This window comes from Bacteroides intestinalis (assembly GCF_003464595.1).
GTDB lineage: Bacteria > Bacteroidota > Bacteroidia > Bacteroidales > Bacteroidaceae > Bacteroides > Bacteroides intestinalis_A.
Window position 1 is genome coordinate 34,478 of the sequence record NZ_QRZF01000005.1, and the last position, 17,467, is coordinate 51,944.

At 38.2% G+C, this 17,467-nt stretch carries 11 protein-coding genes; 5 read left to right on the forward strand and 6 right to left on the reverse strand.

Annotated elements, in window-relative coordinates; genetic code table 11:
• Positions 1-101 precede the first annotated feature (101 nt).
• Positions 102-1,751: a glycoside hydrolase family 43 protein gene (locus DWW10_RS08745; protein WP_409012356.1), complete on the forward strand. Its 1,650-nt coding sequence runs from the start codon at positions 102-104 to the stop codon at positions 1,749-1,751.
• A gap of 61 nt (positions 1,752-1,812) precedes the next feature.
• Here the strand turns inward: DWW10_RS08745 and DWW10_RS08750 are convergent, their stop codons facing one another.
• The 3 genes from DWW10_RS08750 to DWW10_RS08760 all read right to left on the reverse strand — a co-directional run bounded on the left by DWW10_RS08750 (position 1,813) and on the right by DWW10_RS08760 (position 7,610).
• A complete protein-coding gene (locus tag DWW10_RS08750; protein WP_022393439.1) occupies positions 1,813-5,718 on the reverse strand; it encodes a hybrid sensor histidine kinase/response regulator transcription factor in 3,906 nt (1,301 codons plus the stop codon).
• A 361-nt stretch (positions 5,719-6,079) separates the two neighbouring features.
• Positions 6,080-7,150 carry a TIGR04133 family radical SAM/SPASM protein gene (locus DWW10_RS08755; RefSeq protein ID WP_022393440.1) on the reverse strand — a complete coding sequence of 357 codons (1,071 nt, stop codon included), beginning with the start codon at positions 7,148-7,150 and terminating at the stop codon, positions 6,080-6,082.
• Complete coding sequence (locus DWW10_RS08760) at positions 7,143-7,610, reverse strand: radical SAM-associated putative lipoprotein (RefSeq protein WP_021967779.1); 468 nt, start codon at positions 7,608-7,610, stop codon at positions 7,143-7,145. The genes DWW10_RS08755 and DWW10_RS08760 overlap by 8 nt, the downstream gene beginning before the upstream one ends.
• A gap of 169 nt (positions 7,611-7,779) precedes the next feature.
• On the opposite strand from DWW10_RS08760, the gene DWW10_RS08765 reads away from it, so the two are divergent.
• Together DWW10_RS08765 and DWW10_RS08770 are read left to right on the forward strand one after the other, a co-directional pair.
• A complete protein-coding gene (locus DWW10_RS08765) occupies positions 7,780-9,390 on the forward strand; it encodes an AAA family ATPase (RefSeq protein WP_022393441.1) in 1,611 nt (536 codons plus the stop codon).
• Positions 9,362-10,822, forward strand: a complete 1,461-nt coding sequence (locus DWW10_RS08770) for a vWA domain-containing protein (protein WP_022393442.1) — start codon at positions 9,362-9,364, stop codon at positions 10,820-10,822. Before DWW10_RS08765 ends, DWW10_RS08770 begins: the two co-directional genes overlap by 29 nt.
• On the opposite strand, the gene DWW10_RS08775 is transcribed toward DWW10_RS08770, so the two are convergent.
• Positions 10,819-11,511: an HAD family hydrolase gene (locus DWW10_RS08775; protein WP_022393443.1), complete on the reverse strand. Its 693-nt coding sequence runs from the start codon at positions 11,509-11,511 to the stop codon at positions 10,819-10,821. The two genes, DWW10_RS08770 and DWW10_RS08775, sit on opposite strands and share 4 nt — an antisense overlap.
• Positions 11,512-12,003: 492 nt before the next feature.
• Here DWW10_RS08775 and DWW10_RS08780 point away from each other — a divergent pair, with 492 nt between their 5' ends.
• Positions 12,004-12,936 (forward strand): acyltransferase family protein, encoded by a 933-nt coding sequence (locus DWW10_RS08780; RefSeq protein ID WP_022393444.1) that lies wholly within the window; start codon positions 12,004-12,006, stop codon positions 12,934-12,936.
• Between the two features lie 52 nt (positions 12,937-12,988).
• Entirely contained in the window at positions 12,989-13,762 is a 774-nt protein-coding gene (locus tag DWW10_RS08785; protein WP_022393445.1) for a class I SAM-dependent methyltransferase, read from the forward strand.
• 11 nt (positions 13,763-13,773) lie between these two features.
• Here the strand turns inward: DWW10_RS08785 and DWW10_RS08790 are convergent, their stop codons facing one another.
• Together DWW10_RS08790 and DWW10_RS08795 are read right to left on the reverse strand one after the other, a co-directional pair.
• On the reverse strand, positions 13,774-14,298 hold the full coding sequence (locus tag DWW10_RS08790) for a DUF6125 family protein (protein WP_118420817.1): 525 nt from the start codon (positions 14,296-14,298) through the stop codon (positions 13,774-13,776).
• A 191-nt stretch (positions 14,299-14,489) separates the two neighbouring features.
• Positions 14,490-17,414 carry a glycosyl hydrolase 115 family protein gene (locus DWW10_RS08795; protein ID WP_022393447.1) on the reverse strand — a complete coding sequence of 975 codons (2,925 nt, stop codon included), beginning with the start codon at positions 17,412-17,414 and terminating at the stop codon, positions 14,490-14,492.
• Positions 17,415-17,467: the final 53 nt, after the last annotated feature.

Sequence of the window (17,467 nt, forward strand, 5' to 3'; positions counted from 1 at the left end):
TTCTATAAATTGCAACCACAGAACACCCAATAAGCTATAAAGAGGTCTACTTTTGTATTTTATAACACTAAAGTAGAATTTTTTAATTAAAAACTAATATTATTATGCGATTATTTTCATTCTTAAATTTTATCTTTCTATTTACAGTATCAATTTGCGCAGCTGATCCCTCGAAGGTATGGATTGCCGATCTAGGTAATGGCAACTATAAAAATCCAATCATTTATGCCGATTACTCCGATCCGGACATCTGTCGCGCCGATAAAGATTATTACATGACTGCTTCAAGTTTTAATTGTATACCAGGCTTACCGATACTCCATTCCAAAGATTTAGTTAATTGGACAATTATTGGACATGCCTTAGAATCCATCACTATGCCACCCAATCATTATGATATACCACGGCATGGGCGTGGGGTTTTTGCACCATCAATTCGCTATCACAACAACTATTTTTACATCTATTGGGGTGATCCGGATCTTGGTATCTTTATGGTACGTACTCAAAACCCTAAAGGAAAGTGGGAAGCCCCTGTTATGGTAAAAGAGGGACGTGGTTTCATCGACCCATGCCCACTATGGGATGACGATGGTAATGTATATTTAATACATGCTCTTGCGGGTAGTCGTGTAAGGCAGAGTTCTCTACTTATAGTTAATCGCTTATCATCAGACGGAGATAAAGTTATAGATGGTCAAGGACATGTAGTTTATTCGGGTCATGGAGAAAACCCTACTATTGAAGGACCAAAATTCTATAAGCATAATGGTTACTATTGGATATTTGCTCCAGCTGGAGGTGTTAAAAACGGTTGGCAACTTGCAATGCGTTCACGCAATATTTATGGCCCATATGAATCCCGTACTGTTATGGCTCGTGGTACAACCGATATAAATGGTCCTCATCAAGGAGGATGGGTAACCACTCCAGATGGAAAGGAAGATTGGTTTATTCATTTTCAGGACAAAGATGCGTATGGACGCATCATTCACTTACAGCCAATGAGCTGGAGAAAGGATGGCTGGCCCATTATTGGTATAGATAAAGCTGGTAAAGGGACAGGTGAACCTGTAACGACTTTCCGTAAACCTAATGTAGGTAAAAAATATCCAGTAATGACGCCACAAGAAAGCGATGAGTTTAATGAGCGAACACTCAGTCTTCAATGGCAATGGCATGCTAATCCTTATATATATTGGTATTATCCTGCCGGCGAAAAAGGCCATTTAAAACTTTTCTCAGTAGTACAAAATAACGATGAGTATAATAATATGATGGATTGTCCCAACTTGCTACTCCAAAAGTTCCCAGCCGAAGAGTTCTCTATAACCAGTAAAATGACATTTAATCCATCTAATAGAGCTATCGGCGAGCGCGGAGGGCTTATCGTTATGGGATATGATTATGCTATACTAGCATTTGAAAATACATCAAGTGGTATAATACTTTCTATGTCAGAATGTCTCGAAGCAGAAAAAAAGAATCCTGAGAAACTTATAGCTTCTCAAAAACTTGATTCTGCAAACCTAACCGTTTGGTTACGCATAGACGTTCATAGTGAAGGAGTATGTACTTTTTTTTACAGCTTAAACGGCAAGCATTTCCAACCAATCGGAGGAAAGTTTACTGCACGTAAAGGTGGTTGGATAGGTGCAAAAGTAGGGCTATTCTGTAATCGTCCGAAAATTTCTGGTGCCGGAGGCTGGTTAGAAGTGGATTACTTCAGAATTCAAAAATCAGAAAAATAATTCTGCGGTTTATTTCTAATTGAAATCCAAGCAAATCAAATAACCGGAAGTCTCCTTCCGGTTATTTTTGACCATATTGAGTAGGCAATACACCAAACATTTTCTTAAATGACTTTGTAAAATAGCTTGGTGTATTGAACCCAACAGCATAGGCTACTTCTACTACAGTCAATCCACCCTCCTTTAATAATTCGGCAGCTTTCTTCAACCTTATATTTTTAATAAAATCAGTAGGAGCTTGTCCTGTGATAGAGTGAATTTTACGATATAAATTTGACCGGCTCATTGCCATATCGCTACTTAAATCTTCAATAGAATATTCAGAATTATTAATGTTAGTTTCAATGAGTTCTAATGCCTTCTTTATCAATCGTTCATCCAACGAAGAAATAGTAATATCTTTGGGAGCTACTTCGATTTCATTTTTGAAAAGTTGTTGACGCTGTACCTTTTGTACCATCAGATTCTCTACTCTAGCCAATAAAATGTCCCAATGAAACGGCTTCGAAATATAAGCATCAGCTCCTTCCCTGTAACCTCTTTCTTCATTTTCTATATTGCTATTTGCTGTAAGAAGAATTACTGGAATATGCGATGTATTTATATTATTCTTAATCCTATGACAGAGCTCTATGCCATCTATCCCAGGCATCATTAAATCCGTAATGATAACGTCTGGTTCTTTCTCTACTGCCTTTTTTTCACCTTCTAAACCATTGGCAGCTTCATATACAGTATAAAATCGACTTAGTTCACCTTTTAGGTATGTACTGAATTCTACATTATCTTCCACTATCAATACTCTTTTTCTCAGATCGCCTAGTGGTTCAGTCATTGCAACTTTCTCTCGCTCTTTTTCCATCTCCATAGCTGTAATACTTGCATGCGGCTTCAAATCAGTCGAGATATAAACAGAGAAAATAGAACCTTTATATAATTCACTTTGCACATCAACAAACCCTCCGTGCATATCAACATATTCTTTCACAATATGTAAGCCAATACCACTTCCAATAATACCTTCTTGCCCGCCTACCTGATGAAAACGCTCAAAAATAGTAGATAATTCATTGACAGGAATACCTTTACCCGTATCTTCTACTGAAATAACAACATATTCCTGTTCCCGATTTCTTTTATAAATAGACAACGAAATGCACCCTCCTTCTTCTGTATACTTGAAAGCATTGGAAAGCAGATTATTTACTACCTTGCGCAGCTTATTGGCATCAAAGAATAAATAAAACGAACTAATATCTGTATGAAATTGGAAATCAATTTTTTTCTCTCTTGCAGCTAATTGAAAACTTTCATATATAGAGGAAATAAATTCACTAATATCCCCTTTAGTTAAAGAAAGTGTTTCGTGCCCCATTTCTATTTTTCTGAAATCGAGTAATTGATTAACCAAGCTCAATAAATCTTGAGCATTTTTATTTATTGATTCTAATTGTTGTTTAAGGTCTGCATTTGAAACCTTTCTTATAATAGTCTCTAATGGGGTTACGATAAGAGTTAAAGGTGTACGAAGTTCGTGGCTCACATTAGTAAAAAAACGGTATTTCATCTGCGACACCTGCTCATCCATTAACTTTTGCTGCTTAGCTTTTTGTAACCTAACATATCTCTGAATCATGAGAAGAACAGATACTAAAAAAATAAAGAGATATGAAGTATATGCCAACCATGTCTCATACCAGTCTGGCTGCCGTTGAATTTTAATAATTGTGGATTTCTGGGTCCAAAGTCCATTTTTATCTGTTGCCCTTACTTCCATTTCATAATTTCCTTTTGAAAGCCCTGCTAAATAAATACTATTTTGTCCCATAGGCAAATAGTTCCAAACACTGTCTTGTTTTTGGCGGAAAGCATAACAAATTTTATTGGTATTAAGCGGGTCAAAAGTGGAAAAGAAAAGTTCAACATTTCGCTCTTGAGGTTCCAGAATAATATTTTGACTATCTCTACCTAATATCTTCTGAATATTATTGATTTTAACAGAGGTTAAACTTATGGAGATTTTTTGTGATACTTTTTCAAGTGGAGTAATGCAGGGGAATGTCAGCACACCTCCCCTACCCCCAACATGCATCTCACCATTTTCACCCTTATGAAGTGATAAAAAATTATCCAACGAGATGAAAGGATCAGAACAAGAAATTGAGTTTGTAATCTGTTTTTCAGGATTATAAATAATAATTGTTTGATCAGTCAATATCCATATATTACCATAATCATCAGCTAAAAGGTCTATAATAGCATCACCTATCAGACTACAATCTTTTGTTTTAGATGTCAGCTCATTCTTAGTAGTATCATAACAATAGACATTTCCCTGTTGCGTCCCAACCCAAACCTTTTGATCAGGAGAAGTTGTTAAAACCACATAATTTTCTTTCGTAAGATATTTAAACTCTTTTCTACCGTCAACAATCTTCCAAAATCCTTCAGATTCTGTAGCGATGAATATACTTCCATCATCCAATGAAATAATATCATTTACAATGCCAGTATATTCATACACTTTTTCAAGTTGTTTTTGTTTTAATTCATATTTATATAAATGAAACGTCGTTCCAATCCACAAATTTCCATGCTTGTCATCATACAAAGTACGAATGCGTTCATGAGGTTCAATAGGAACCTTACATATCTCAGTTTCAATAAAACCTTTTTCTGTATACTGTATTAATATGACCTGTGATTCGAATACGGCAACATATACACCATCATAATCAACTGATTTTTCAAAGAAAAACGAAAAACTCCTATTATAGTTTTCATGCATTGCCAATTTATTATTTTTAGTATCATAAATATATAATCCAACTCTTTTCTGACGAACCCAATAATATTCTTTTTCATAGAAAAGTTCCATAGGGGAAGCATATATACCTATTTCTTTCTTAACCAAATCCATTGGATAACTCATTATTTTGTTCGGCAAATAAGAAATAACAAATGAATATGATTCAGGATAATTCCCTACAATCCACAGATTCCCATCTTGATCACATATAACACTGTTCAACATTCTTTTATCTTCAGAAAATAAACCTGAGATATCAACTGAATGCAACATATCGTTTACATCGATCTCATATGCATACAAATTATCATTTGCAGTTACCCAAAGGTGATGTTTCAAACTATCTTGGGCAATACAAGAAATTCTTTTTTTATCTGGATCAGCATATTGAGTAGTAGCTGATTGTGACACAAACATGCAATTGGTGTTTTTTTCTCGAGGATCAAATCGAACAATCCCATCTCCCCATGTGCCAATCCAATAAAATGGTGAAACAGCATCTTTCATCATCCATGTAACAGATGTTTTAAAAGGCCAAGGATATTGAACAAATTTATCATCTTGAGCATTGTATCTGAATAATCCTCCTTTCAATTGCGTCGCCCAAATTGTGCCTTCATTATCTTCACAAATACCGTTTACTTCTCTAGGAACGTCTTCACATTTTAATTCATATTTTCCCAACCTTTCACCAGACATATCATATCGAAATAAAAACTTCCCAGATGAGACCCAAACAGTTCCATCAGAAGTCCCTCTAACCATTTTTATAACCCATCCTTTTATTTCGCTATCAGGAAGAGAACTAATCTTATAATTGGTCTTATCAAGAATATACATCCCCCGTTTTGTACCAAACCAAATTTTTCCTTCTTTGTCTTCAGCAATACTTGTTACACTATTGTTTTCCAACAATCCAGGAGTATTAAAATCAGAACGGAACACTTTTATCTGATATGCATCGTCTCTACACAACCCTTCTTCTGTACCATACCACATATACCCTTCCGAGTCTTGGAATATACATAAAATATCTCTAGTCGGAAGCTGATTTATATTTGGAAGTTCAGTCATAATAACATCTTGTGCTCTATGAGGTAAAGCAAACAACATTAATAGAATGAACAAAACTGCTCTTGAATGTTTTTCAAAGTACATAACTGCTCTTTATTTATTTAAGACAAAGTAAGAAACTAACAATTATAAAAACAAAAAACTTTAGTTAATTTTTTAATTAGTAAAAACTCTTCCCTAAAAATCGTTATTGCTTCTAAAATGTTAATCACACTCAGATGAGTATATCCACATATTCTACTATAATCTCCTAAATATTTGATGATAATAAAGTTATTCAATCCTTCTAAGGTTTATAACCTCTATACGATATTATTAACAAATACCTAAAAAGAATGGATCTTAAATCATAAAATTTTCAATTCTATTGTACTCTGATTATTTCTATAACTTTTTCCCTCAATTAGGAAATAATGAAATAGCATTTTTATTAGATTAAATAAACTTAACGCACTAATCTCTTTGAATGACAAAACAGGAGATTACCGTTTTCATCACGAAGATGCATCCCGTTACCCTCGCAATAACGGAAGAAGGAACAATCGCCACAAGCATCTTTTTTCATCCAATCGCGGTTACGGAATGGCTGGAAGCGTTCTTCCCACACCTGCATAAAATTGTCCTGATAGATATTCCCTTGATGAAAATCACTCCGGATACTGGGACAAGCAGAGATAGAACCGTCTATCAGGATGGAACCGACGGTAACACCGGCATTACAAGCGAAGAAGCTATCGCGTACTTCTCCTTCGTACTTGCCGAGAAAGCCTTCGCAGCCATAACTCAGATGTATCTTTCCCTCCTTACGGGTTTCTTTAATGAAGTCCATAAGTCCGGTAAATTCTTCATCTGTTAGCTGGAACTCAGGGTGCGAAGCAGCACGGCCAACCGGGAAGATAGTAAACATCCGCCATTGGCGAACGCCTATTTTATAAAGAGATGTTTTTAATTCGTCCAGATAAGGGTAATTACGTCGGTTAACGCAAGTCACCACATCCCAGGTCAGTTCCGGTTCGTGCACCAGCATCTTTATGGCTTCCAAAGCATTGTGATGGCTTTCAGGATGCCCCCGCAACCAATTATGATCTTCGGCAAAACCATCCAGACTGATAGTTATGGAGTGTAATCCGGCAGCCATGAGACTTTGCAAGCGTTCCTTTGTCAGATAAAGTCCGTTGGAGACCATGCCCCACGGATAACCACGACGGTAGAGGGCCAGCCCGACTTTTTCCAGGTCTTCCCGCATCAGGGGTTCTCCACCAGTGATAATGATACTTACTTTATTGGGATTTACATAAGGAGTAATGGAATCGATAGTACGCAGAAAATCTTCGGCAGGCATATCTTCCACTGCCGCCATTCGTTTGCAGTCGCTTCCGCAATGCTTGCAGTGGAGATTACAACGCAAAGTGCACTCCCAGAAGAGCTGCTTCAGAGGGTGCAGTTCTTTCAGGTTATTCCAGATCTTCCGGTTTATTTCCAGAGCAAGCTGTTTACGTATTGAAAGATTATTCATTCTTTTTCTTCAGTACAAAATCTACTTCTTTAGTGTCACTGCCTTGATACCAGCCTTTGCCACCTGTCGGCTCCATTTTTATGTCAGTTGAGTCTGCTTTATAAATACCCGGTGAATCTTCACATACTAAGCGGTATTTACCATAGCCACCTGCCTGCTCATTTAAGAATCGGAACTCTCCATTCTCTTGAGTATACAGAGTATCAGTGTAATAAGCTCCCATCGGTTCTCCATCCGACGTAAGTTCCTTTACGATAACCCTTGCATCCTTTACAGGTTCGCGTAGTTCATCAAGTACCTTACCTTTAATCTCAAAACGACAATAAGGTGTTCCATATTCATCAGCCCCCGTCCCGTCACATGCATTAAAACCTAGTAAGACCAATACGCCGGACAATATCCGGTTGTAGAAATGTAACCATCGTTTCTTCTCTTCCTTCATTTTCATAGCATTTCTCATGTTCATTCTTAAATTAGATATCCTTTTTGTAAAATGCTGTTCTTTTAGAAATACTGCACCAAAGATAACTTTTTATCTGCAATAATTCAAAATAATTGTCAGTATTCCGTATAAAGATTTCATATCTTTGAAGCTTCATACCTAAAATAAAGTGTAAACAAGAAGAATTATGGACATCAGAAACAGAATACAACAACTATTAACCGCCATCAACCAAGGGGTTTACGAGAAGGATACTGAACTCAGCCTGTCACTATTGGCTGCATTGGCAGGCGAAAGTGTTCTCTTGCTGGGTCCTCCGGGAGTAGCCAAGTCCATGGTGGCGCGCAGACTGAAATCCGCCTTTAAGGGAGCAAAAGCTTTTGAATATCTGATGTCACGCTTTTCTACTCCCGATGAGATATTCGGCCCTATCAGCATCAACCGGCTGAAAGAGTTTGATAAATACGAACGTGCCATTGATGGGTATCTGCCTACGGCAAGCGTGGTGTTTCTGGATGAGATATGGAAAGCGGGACCTGCCATACAAAATTCATTGCTCACCGCCATCAACGAGAAAATCTATCGGAATGGCGATAGCGAAATTAAGCTACCACTAAAACTTCTGATTGCCGCCAGTAACGAGTTGCCTGCACACGGCGAAGGACTTGAGGCCCTGTGGGATCGGTTTCTGCTGCGTATCATCTGCACCTGTGTAAAGGACGAACAGACTTTTTACAACATGCTGCTCGATGACAACGATAAAGAAATAAACGTGCCTTCAGAACTGCAAATCAGTGAAAAAGAATATGCAGACTGGCGCGGACAGATCAACCGGATTTCACTATCTGCCGAGATTCTACAATACATTACTAACGTTCGCCACCAACTGAAACGGCTTCCACTGGATGATGAAGGCACTGCCCGAAACGTATATATAAGCGACCGTCGCTGGAAGAACATTGTGCAATTGCTGAAAGCCTCAGCTTTCATTAACGGACGTACAGAGGTCAACTCATCAGACCTGCTGCCCCTATACCATTGTTTGTGGAATGAAGCAGATGAATGTGAGCCGATTCATCAATTGGTCATCCGGGAACTATTCACCTCCTGCCTGGAAAAAATGGAAGAAATCACCGAAGCAATTAAAAGCGACATCCGAATCAGCCGGGTGCGCCAAGCTTTGGAAGACTTCAAGAACAACTGTTCCCCCTGGAATGAACTGGAAATTACAGACTACTTCTACTATCATGTAGAGGAACACGGAACAGGCCATACATACATCTTTGCCGTAGACTATCTGGCTCTGAAAGAACAGAAGAGAGAAAATGCACCTAAACAAGCTGTCATCTATCCCGATCCGTTGAATCCGGGACGCTCGATTATTCGCTGTTATCCGGGTGGAACGCCCTCATCATCTGCCTCCCAGCAACGGGTAAACCTGTACAGGGAAGGAACAGAATACCTGTTGATAGACGGTGTGCGATATCCGATGAGCCAAAGGAAAAAAGGAGAAAAAACACTCCCTACATCCGGCAAATCCTCCCAAAGTCTGTTCGACAAATTGCCTCAGATCACTCCCCGCAATTACCGGAACGAGTTGAATCAACTTTTCCAGCAACTATCAGCCCTCACCAGTTCCTTATGTACGGACAATCTGTTCGTCACACCGGCTGATAGAGAGTTAATCACCCGCTACTCGGACGAAGTATTAAAAAGACTGCGGAATGTAGAGATCGAAGAGGAAAAGTTACAATTCAATTTACAGCAATATGGCGGGGCTAATCAAAAAGAAGTATGACATTCACTTCTATACAAAGATAGTCGAGAAATTTGTGCAGACAGGAGAATGCGCCAAGACTCTATACGGCGAAACGGAAGATCCCTTGTTGCTCTATCTACTGGCCATCATGAACAATCCTTCCATCAGAGTTCTGGTGTTAAGCGATGAGGTTCGTGCACGCATATTCTATGACATCACCACGCAGTTTGTCTGGCAGTTTCTCGAACAAGAAAAGTTTCAGATGCAAAGAGCTCAATCCGAACTTGGAGAAATGGAAAGTGCCTTGAACTGGATTAAGGAGAAGCGGGACGGTTGGCAAGCTTTATTAAGAAAGATCAAAGACGATTATAAAGAAAATGCTTTCGACGAACCGTTCTACGAACACATGTTTGGGGACAAAGACAAGCAACATGACTCTACCGTTTGGGAGAAGATGCTGAAAGACTGGGAAGATTCTTTTCATCAGAAGCAACAAGAGCAGAAAGAGAAAAACCTGGATATCAAGAAGGACTTTCTGGAAAAGAAATTAAAAACCAGCCTGGATAAGATACCGGAATATCTGGAAGAGCACCAAGTGGATAAAGAAGAGTTCTATCAGGCATGGAGCATGATGAACGGGTTATGGAATACCATAGATTTTGAGAATATCCGGAAGATTGTAAAACTGCAAAAGGAATATCCCGAACTGCTGAAAGTAGCAAACCGCATGGGGCGAATAGCCGACGATGAGGGTAGCAAACAAGTATATGTGACGGAAGGCAGTGCCTACAAACTGGCTCACTCTCAAAAGAGTGACATTCTGGGTGTCACCATCGGCAACGACCTGAATGCCCTGCTCCCCTCGGAACTGCTATACTATGCAGACAATGAGCTGCAAGATGTCTTTATGCTGAAATACTTCACACAGAAACTGCAAACCTTCCGTTACAAATCGGAAATCATGCAACCCTCCAGACGTCTGGAAGTAAAACCGGCAGTCCTGAAAGGCCCTATGATTGTATGCCTCGACACCTCGGGCAGCATGACCGGAAAACCGGAGAAGATGGCTAATTCCCTACTGATAAAGCTCATAGAGATCGCAGAGCATCAAGACAGAGAATGTTTTCTGATTTCATTCTCCGTATCTACCAAAACCATTGATATACGACGCGACCGATTGAAACTAATGGAATTCTTCAGCCATCCCTTTAGTGGCGACACAGATGCCACCCAAATGCTGAAAGACACTTTCAGAATGCTTGACGAAAACCGTTATATGAATGCAGATGTCTTACTTATCAGCGATTATCGCATCCCTGAATGTAAGCCGGAATTATTAGAGCAAATGAGTATACACCGTGAGAAAGGTACTCGCTTTTACGGCCTGCAGATCGGCATTGCTCCAAACGAATGGACGGAGCATTTCGATCATATCTACCGAATAGAGTATCATGTAGACCGTAAGCACTAAAGCCAGTCCATCAGTTCCATCGGACTTTTCACTTGTTTCAGCCTGGGATGGGTAAATGTATCCACCACCTCATGCTGCCACATCACCTCAAAAGGAATGTGTACTCCGTATCCCCCAATGGAGAGCACCGGTTGAATATCAGATTTCAAAGAATTACCGATCATCAAAAATTCTTCCGGAGCGACTTGCAGGACTTGTAGCAGACGAGTATATTCTTTCTCGGTCTTATCAGACATTATTTCAATATGATCAAAATAAGGCATTAGCCCGGAACGCTGTAATTTACGCTCCTGATCCAGCAAATCACCTTTCGTTGCCACTACCAGACGATGCCCTCCTTGTTCTTTCAAAGCTTTCAGAGTTTCTTCCACACCAGGCAGCAATTCAATCGGCATCTGGAGCAAAGATTTACCTAAAAGAATAATTTGCTGTATCTTCTCTGCTGAAATCTTCTGTCCACTCATCCTCAAAGCCGTTTCAACCATTGAAATGGTAAATGCTTTGGCACCATACCCCAAACATTCCAGGTTCCCCATTTCTGTTTTAAACAACTCTGCCGAAATCTCTTCTGCGCCGCCGTAATCACTCAGTAATTCTGTATATTTTCGTTCTACCTCTTGAAAAAAAGGTTCGTTACTCCAAAGCGTGTCATCTGCATCGAAAGCTATGACCTTAATAGCATGTTTCATCTTCTCTATTTTTATAAATAGTATTATGCACTTTACGTTACATATTTTATGCCATGCAAAACACGGAATAAATATCGAGCAAAGCAAATGAGAAACTTTTTTTAACGCCTTTCTTTTCAAAAACGAACTCAAAAAGCGATACGGGACATACCTGAGATATACTTGCTCCGTACCAACCCCGTACTTTCTCCACTCAGAGGTACTTCTGACTGGAGAACGTACGGAGCAAGTACGGTTCTGATATAGTCCGGGTATGGTTCAAATATGATTTGGAGACAGTTCTAATAATACTTATATATATTTTAAAATATAGTTACATTATCATAAAGAAGTATTATTATCCTGTTTTTTATAAAAAGCTACCTATTTTTGTATAGGCTAAAGCATTAGCAACAAAATTACACACAAATATGAGACTTATTAAACTATCACGAATCATTACCTTTATGAAATCGGGATGCTATTCTTGCAATAACATACAAAACTCAATCTATGGAGCATCGCATTAAAGAATTAGACTATCTGAAAAGCATTCTTATCCTTCTAATGGTTGCTTTTCATCTGGTATATATAGGAGATAAATATCCTTATATAAAACAGATCGTATACACGTTCCACATGCCCGCTTTCCTAATCATATCCGGTTATTTGACTAATGTACAGAAAGATATCAGAAGCTTTATGAAAAAACTATTATGGATTTTCATTCCCTACCTGTGTATGGAGACAGGTTACGTACTAATGTCGCATATCTTACCCGTGAGAGAAAATGTACCGGAAATTAGTTCAAACATTTTATTGCATAAGATATTTATAAAGCCATTGGGTCCCTACTGGTATCTCCACACGCTTATTATCTGTAGTCTACTATATTACCTGACTTTCCGCTATACCCGCATGAAAACAATATCACAGGTAATATTATTTGGTCTTGGTCTATTCACAGTATCACGCTGGGGTGGAATTATAGTGTTTGCCAATGCCATTTACTTCCTTGCAGGGGTAATCATTAAACAAAGCAAATTATCATTTGTCCGTATCTTTCAGCCATCGCTTCTTGCCCTTGTCCCCATGATACTACTCTGCTGTTTTCCAGACAATCTGAACAGAGGGATACTGGCAGGTATCACTATTACTTATCTGGCTATCATTATATCACTATATGCACACAGTTATCTATCCAAGGAAATCAAACAATGCTCTTATTTTATAGGTAGAAATACTCTTGTCATATTTCTCTTCTCCCCTCTTTTCACAATATTGTGCAAGATGTTCCTATCTTTTTTATTCTTTGAGCCCACCGGAATACTTTTTATGATCATATCCGTTGCAATCACCGTAAGTGGATGTATAGTAATAGCATGGAGCATGGATAAACTACACTTTTCACGCTTCTTCTTTGGACAAAATGCAATATTAAATTAACAGCTACATAAATCTGACAGAACCTAAAAAGGAAATTTATATAATAGATATTATGCAAGAACGACAGAAAAATAGAAAATTATACTTTAATGAACTTTCGATAACAAGTAAGCGATACTACATCCCATATATATCAAAATACAAAAAGATTGAAAAGGGAATGAATGTTTTAGAAATAGGATGTGGGGATGGAGGCAATCTATTACCCTTTGCTGAACTGGGATGTAACACTACCGGGGTCGATTTATCGACAGGAAGAATAAAAGGTGCAATCCTCTTTTTTGAAGAAAGGCAAATAAAAGGAGATTTCATAGCTTCGGATATTTTCAAGTTGAAAGGGCTTGAACACAAATTCGATTTAATTATCTGCCATGACGTTATAGAACATATAAAGGACAAAGCTACATTCTTATCCAATCTTCCTAAATACATGAATCCCGAAGGTATTATCTTTATGTCGTTTCCTGCATGGCAAATGCCTTTTGGCGGACACCAACAGATATGTAAAAGCAAAATAATCTCGCACTTTCCTTTTATTCACCTGTTGCCAACTTTTATGTATAAAAGTATTTTAAAGATTGCCGGTGAAAATACAGGCTGCATAAAAGAGCTTATTTCTATAAAAGATACCAGGACTTCAATAGAGCTATTTGAAAGGTTAGTGCATAGGGAATCTATCAGAGTTATGGACAAACAGTTGTTCTTTATAAATCCTCATTATGAAATAAAATTCGGATTAAAACCTCGGAAATTACCTGCAATAATCGGTTTTATACCTTATGTAAGAAATCTATTTACGACATCATGCTTCTATATTCTTAAATAGAATTCCTTGTATTACTCATTCAGAGTAAACTGCCAGGCACAACAACAGCTGTTATCAGTGATATCCGGATAACAGCTGAGGCACTCGCATGTAATACGTTCATCTATTGCAGCTGCAAAACCACTATATTCAATGATACCTACTGATTTACAAGGATGATATTCCATTTGTTTACGCTTACGGGCGGTTTGCACATGACAGTCTAATGTGCGATACATCAAAGTCTTACCATCTTTTCCGAAAATAAGCTCATCATTGTTTATATTTGCATAGAAACGCAGCTGCAAGGCTTTTGCCAGCCCTTCCAGTCCTGCATGTTCCGGCAGTTCAAGAAACTGCTTGATTCTCCTTGCCTCTGTGATTGTAAAAACTCTCCATGCTTCCCTATCGTGATGCATGGCCTCATCCATTCCGTATTTTCGCTCTACCGATTGAAACCATACACCATCCATAGCCAACCAGTTTTTGGAATAGGCTTCGATGAGTTTTATAAGTTCTTCTTTAGTAAGGGAGTTTAAAAGAGTATTTTGTTTCATTATTAAAAGGCTCATATAAATAACTATCTCAAAGGCTGAATAACAGTGTTCCGTCATTACACTACATTTGCAAATGTATGAAATTAATCCAAAAATTAAATACGTATGCTTCTATTTTATGGTGACATACTCTGAAGTATTCGACAACTTCAGATTGGAAAGAACATATTACTTATCAATGAACGTCATTCTTATCGTGTAGCTTTCTTGTTTTCTACATAAGTCACTTCCGGACCTAGGTAAGAACGTTTCATGCCACCAAAATCAATCACCACTTTCTGGATAATCACCCCTGGGTTGGCACAAATTAATTTGAATGTATGTTTACCCGGTTTGTCAACTTGAAGCGTAGCTACACCTATAGCACTGTTACGGGCTACATTTCTGCGCCACTCACCTGAATATTCCCTCGATGCTGTCGACATCCATTGCACCATTCCTTCATCAATCATTACTCCATAACTGGTGTCATGTTTGGAATCTATCGGGAATAGGGGTAATGCATATACATATACTGTTGCATTTCCGGCATTGAATGTATAAAAGTCGTATTCGGCTTTGGGAGCCCTATTGGTGAACCATTTATTTTGGGAAGGTTTAGTCGCTTCTCCTAATTGTACACAATCATTCTCATAACCCAACCCTTTTACTGTTTTTATTTTGATATCGTCGTTTTCGTATTTACGATGGAAAAGCCCGGCATTTATGGAAACACAGCCATTATCTTCTATATACATGCCTCTCACTTCATCAATCGATGGAGTTTGTGGATTGAATACAGGAACAAATATCTTATCTGTTTTACCATTTGTCATGACCTCAATCTCTCCAATTATATTGTTACCATGAGGCACCTTATTCCAATCGATTGAAACTTTGATTCTTTCCTGTGTGGCTGTTTTCCCACTTAATTTACTTAGCTTTATCCAATTGGCATGAGTAGTTGCTTTCCAAATAAATGTTTTTTTCCCTTTGTTATAGATTTCAAAGAAGAAGTTTTTTTGGGTATATGGATTGACAGATGGGAGTACATTTACATTAGGCATGCCAAAGGTGTAATCTTGGCCGGGTATGAAGATTCCGACTTCTCCCTCTTCGGGTATATTTATTTGTTCGGTAGGCGCCATTTCGTGATAACTGGCATTCCAACCCGGACTTACTGCCATCATGTGCTTCCATTTGCCATTGAGTAGCGAATTGAACTTGTCGGTATAAATAGCAAGACTATCAAAATAGACTTTTGCTTCGTTTGCTACTGCATTGGTTGTGGCACGTCCCTGTCGGGCATACCAACGATTTTTCTGAGCTGTCAACATCTTCTTGTTCATCAGTGTAGCTCCTTTTACCGGATAGTGAACTAGCTCATAATAAGCAGGTTTATATTCTTCCGGTAATTGCTTCCATATCTTTTCGCTCTTATTTGCAATACGGTCGTACGCAGCCATTCGCTTTTCGGCTTCATCATAGTTTGCAAAAGAAAACTCTGTATCTATAATTCTTTCGCGTTCCAGATAGTTATTCCATTGGTATCCCCATCCCATTCCTTCAGGTTTGTGTTGGAACCCTAGCAGATAATAGTTATTGATAATATCAACAAGATCATCTCTGTATTTCTCTCCAAATATGGAAGTCAGAAAATCGGTGTGATGAGTATAGGCATTATCAAAGTTGAATTGTTCAATATCCCAAGCCATGTCAAGGAAAAATTTCATGCCAAGTTCTCCCGGTTTTATGTCTCCTACATTTAGTAACCAATAACGATTGGCTCCTGTATCATAAGCTTTTCGCATTTCTTCATAGATTAATGTAGCAGGAGTTGTGTTAATCCACAGATAATCGTGTGGCTCTCCACAATAAGAGATATGATAATATATACCAGATGCACCTTTACGTTTTTGTTCTTCCTTGTTACTCAGCCTTTTTATATAGCCGAAGTTATCATCAGGCCATACCAAAGTCACATCATCAGGCACTTTCAGACCTTTCTCATAAATGTCCAATACTTCTTTGTAGGGTACAAATTGTTGTGGAATGGATGTTATATCTTTATTAATATATTTTTTTAATATATTTCTTTGATCACTCAGTACCTCTTCTATTAAACTTACTTCTTTTTCTTTGGGTACCCCCACCAATCCGGCATCGTGAATACCCCGCATAGCTAATGTATAGAAGTTCTCGTATTGTCCATTCTCAGATATACGTTTATCCAATACTTTATTAATGCCTTCTTTATTGGTCATATAGTTCCACTCTCCCATGGTTTCACTAAACCATTCTGTGGTATTGTTAAATAACAAAGGTTCGCAATGTGCAGATGTCATGACAATAGCATAATTGTCAGCAACAATCTTATTATCGGGATATTTATTAAATGCACCTGATCCCGGATGCATGGCTGGTGCCAGCATATTGCCTTTCATTCGAAGAATGAGTTCACATATTTTTGCGTAAGTTTTAGGACCGATATCACCCAATGTTGGGTCGAATGTTTTGGCTGCCCAAGGCACAAGTCCCCATCCTTCGTCATTCAGGAAGATACCACGATATTTCACGGAAGGTTCTTTAGAAATATACTCGGCTGTTTCCAGATATATCGCCTTTTGCTTTTTTACAGGAACATCAGCCCACCAATATAAAGGAGATACTCCCATAGCTTCAGATAGAGTGAAGGTACCATAGGCTGTTCCACGTCTGTCACATCCTGCAATAATCAAAGCCTTGTCTACACCACTAAAAGGTTTTTCTACTACCTTAATAATATATTGTTCCCAACCGTTTTTTATGGCAGATATATCTATTTTATTACTTGCAACAAGTTTATCGATCCATTTATTATGTCCTAGAGTCCCTATTATAATAGGCTGTTTGGATTTAATAGATTTTGTAGTGAGCAGCTTCCCTTTTTGACCGCTTACCCTTTCTATATCCTCAGCTAAAAGTTGGGATACTATTTTAACTACTTCAAAATCGGAGTTATCTATGTATATTTCACTAGCATTCCCATTGGAATATATTGAAAATTCGTTACCTGTATGAGGCTTGTTGCTGATTTTAATCTGTGCAAAACCAAAAGTCGCATAACAGAGTAGTAAAATGGCGAGTAATTTTCTCATGATAAAGTCTATTTGTAGCGGCAAATTATTAGAACCTGCCGGCAATATAATAT

What these genes read in the sequence shown, in the direction of transcription:
- DWW10_RS08755 (WP_022393440.1), bottom strand. Translation starts at nt 7,150, where the DNA reads ATGAATAATCTTTCAATACGTAAACAGCTTGCTCTGGAAATAAACCGG.
- DWW10_RS08770 (WP_022393442.1), top strand. Translation starts at nt 9,362, where the DNA reads ATGGCGGGGCTAATCAAAAAGAAGTATGACATTCACTTCTATACAAAG.
- DWW10_RS08785 (WP_022393445.1), top strand. Translation starts at nt 12,989, where the DNA reads ATGCAAGAACGACAGAAAAATAGAAAATTATACTTTAATGAACTTTCG.
- DWW10_RS08760 (WP_021967779.1), bottom strand. Translation starts at nt 7,610, where the DNA reads ATGAGAAATGCTATGAAAATGAAGGAAGAGAAGAAACGATGGTTACAT.
- DWW10_RS08790 (WP_118420817.1), bottom strand. Translation starts at nt 14,298, where the DNA reads ATGAAACAAAATACTCTTTTAAACTCCCTTACTAAAGAAGAACTTATA.
- DWW10_RS08765 (WP_022393441.1), top strand. Translation starts at nt 7,780, where the DNA reads ATGGACATCAGAAACAGAATACAACAACTATTAACCGCCATCAACCAA.
- DWW10_RS08780 (WP_022393444.1), top strand. Translation starts at nt 12,004, where the DNA reads ATGGAGCATCGCATTAAAGAATTAGACTATCTGAAAAGCATTCTTATC.
- DWW10_RS08750 (WP_022393439.1), bottom strand. Translation starts at nt 5,718, where the DNA reads ATGTACTTTGAAAAACATTCAAGAGCAGTTTTGTTCATTCTATTAATG.
- DWW10_RS08775 (WP_022393443.1), bottom strand. Translation starts at nt 11,511, where the DNA reads ATGAAACATGCTATTAAGGTCATAGCTTTCGATGCAGATGACACGCTT.
- DWW10_RS08795 (WP_022393447.1), bottom strand. Translation starts at nt 17,414, where the DNA reads ATGAGAAAATTACTCGCCATTTTACTACTCTGTTATGCGACTTTTGGT.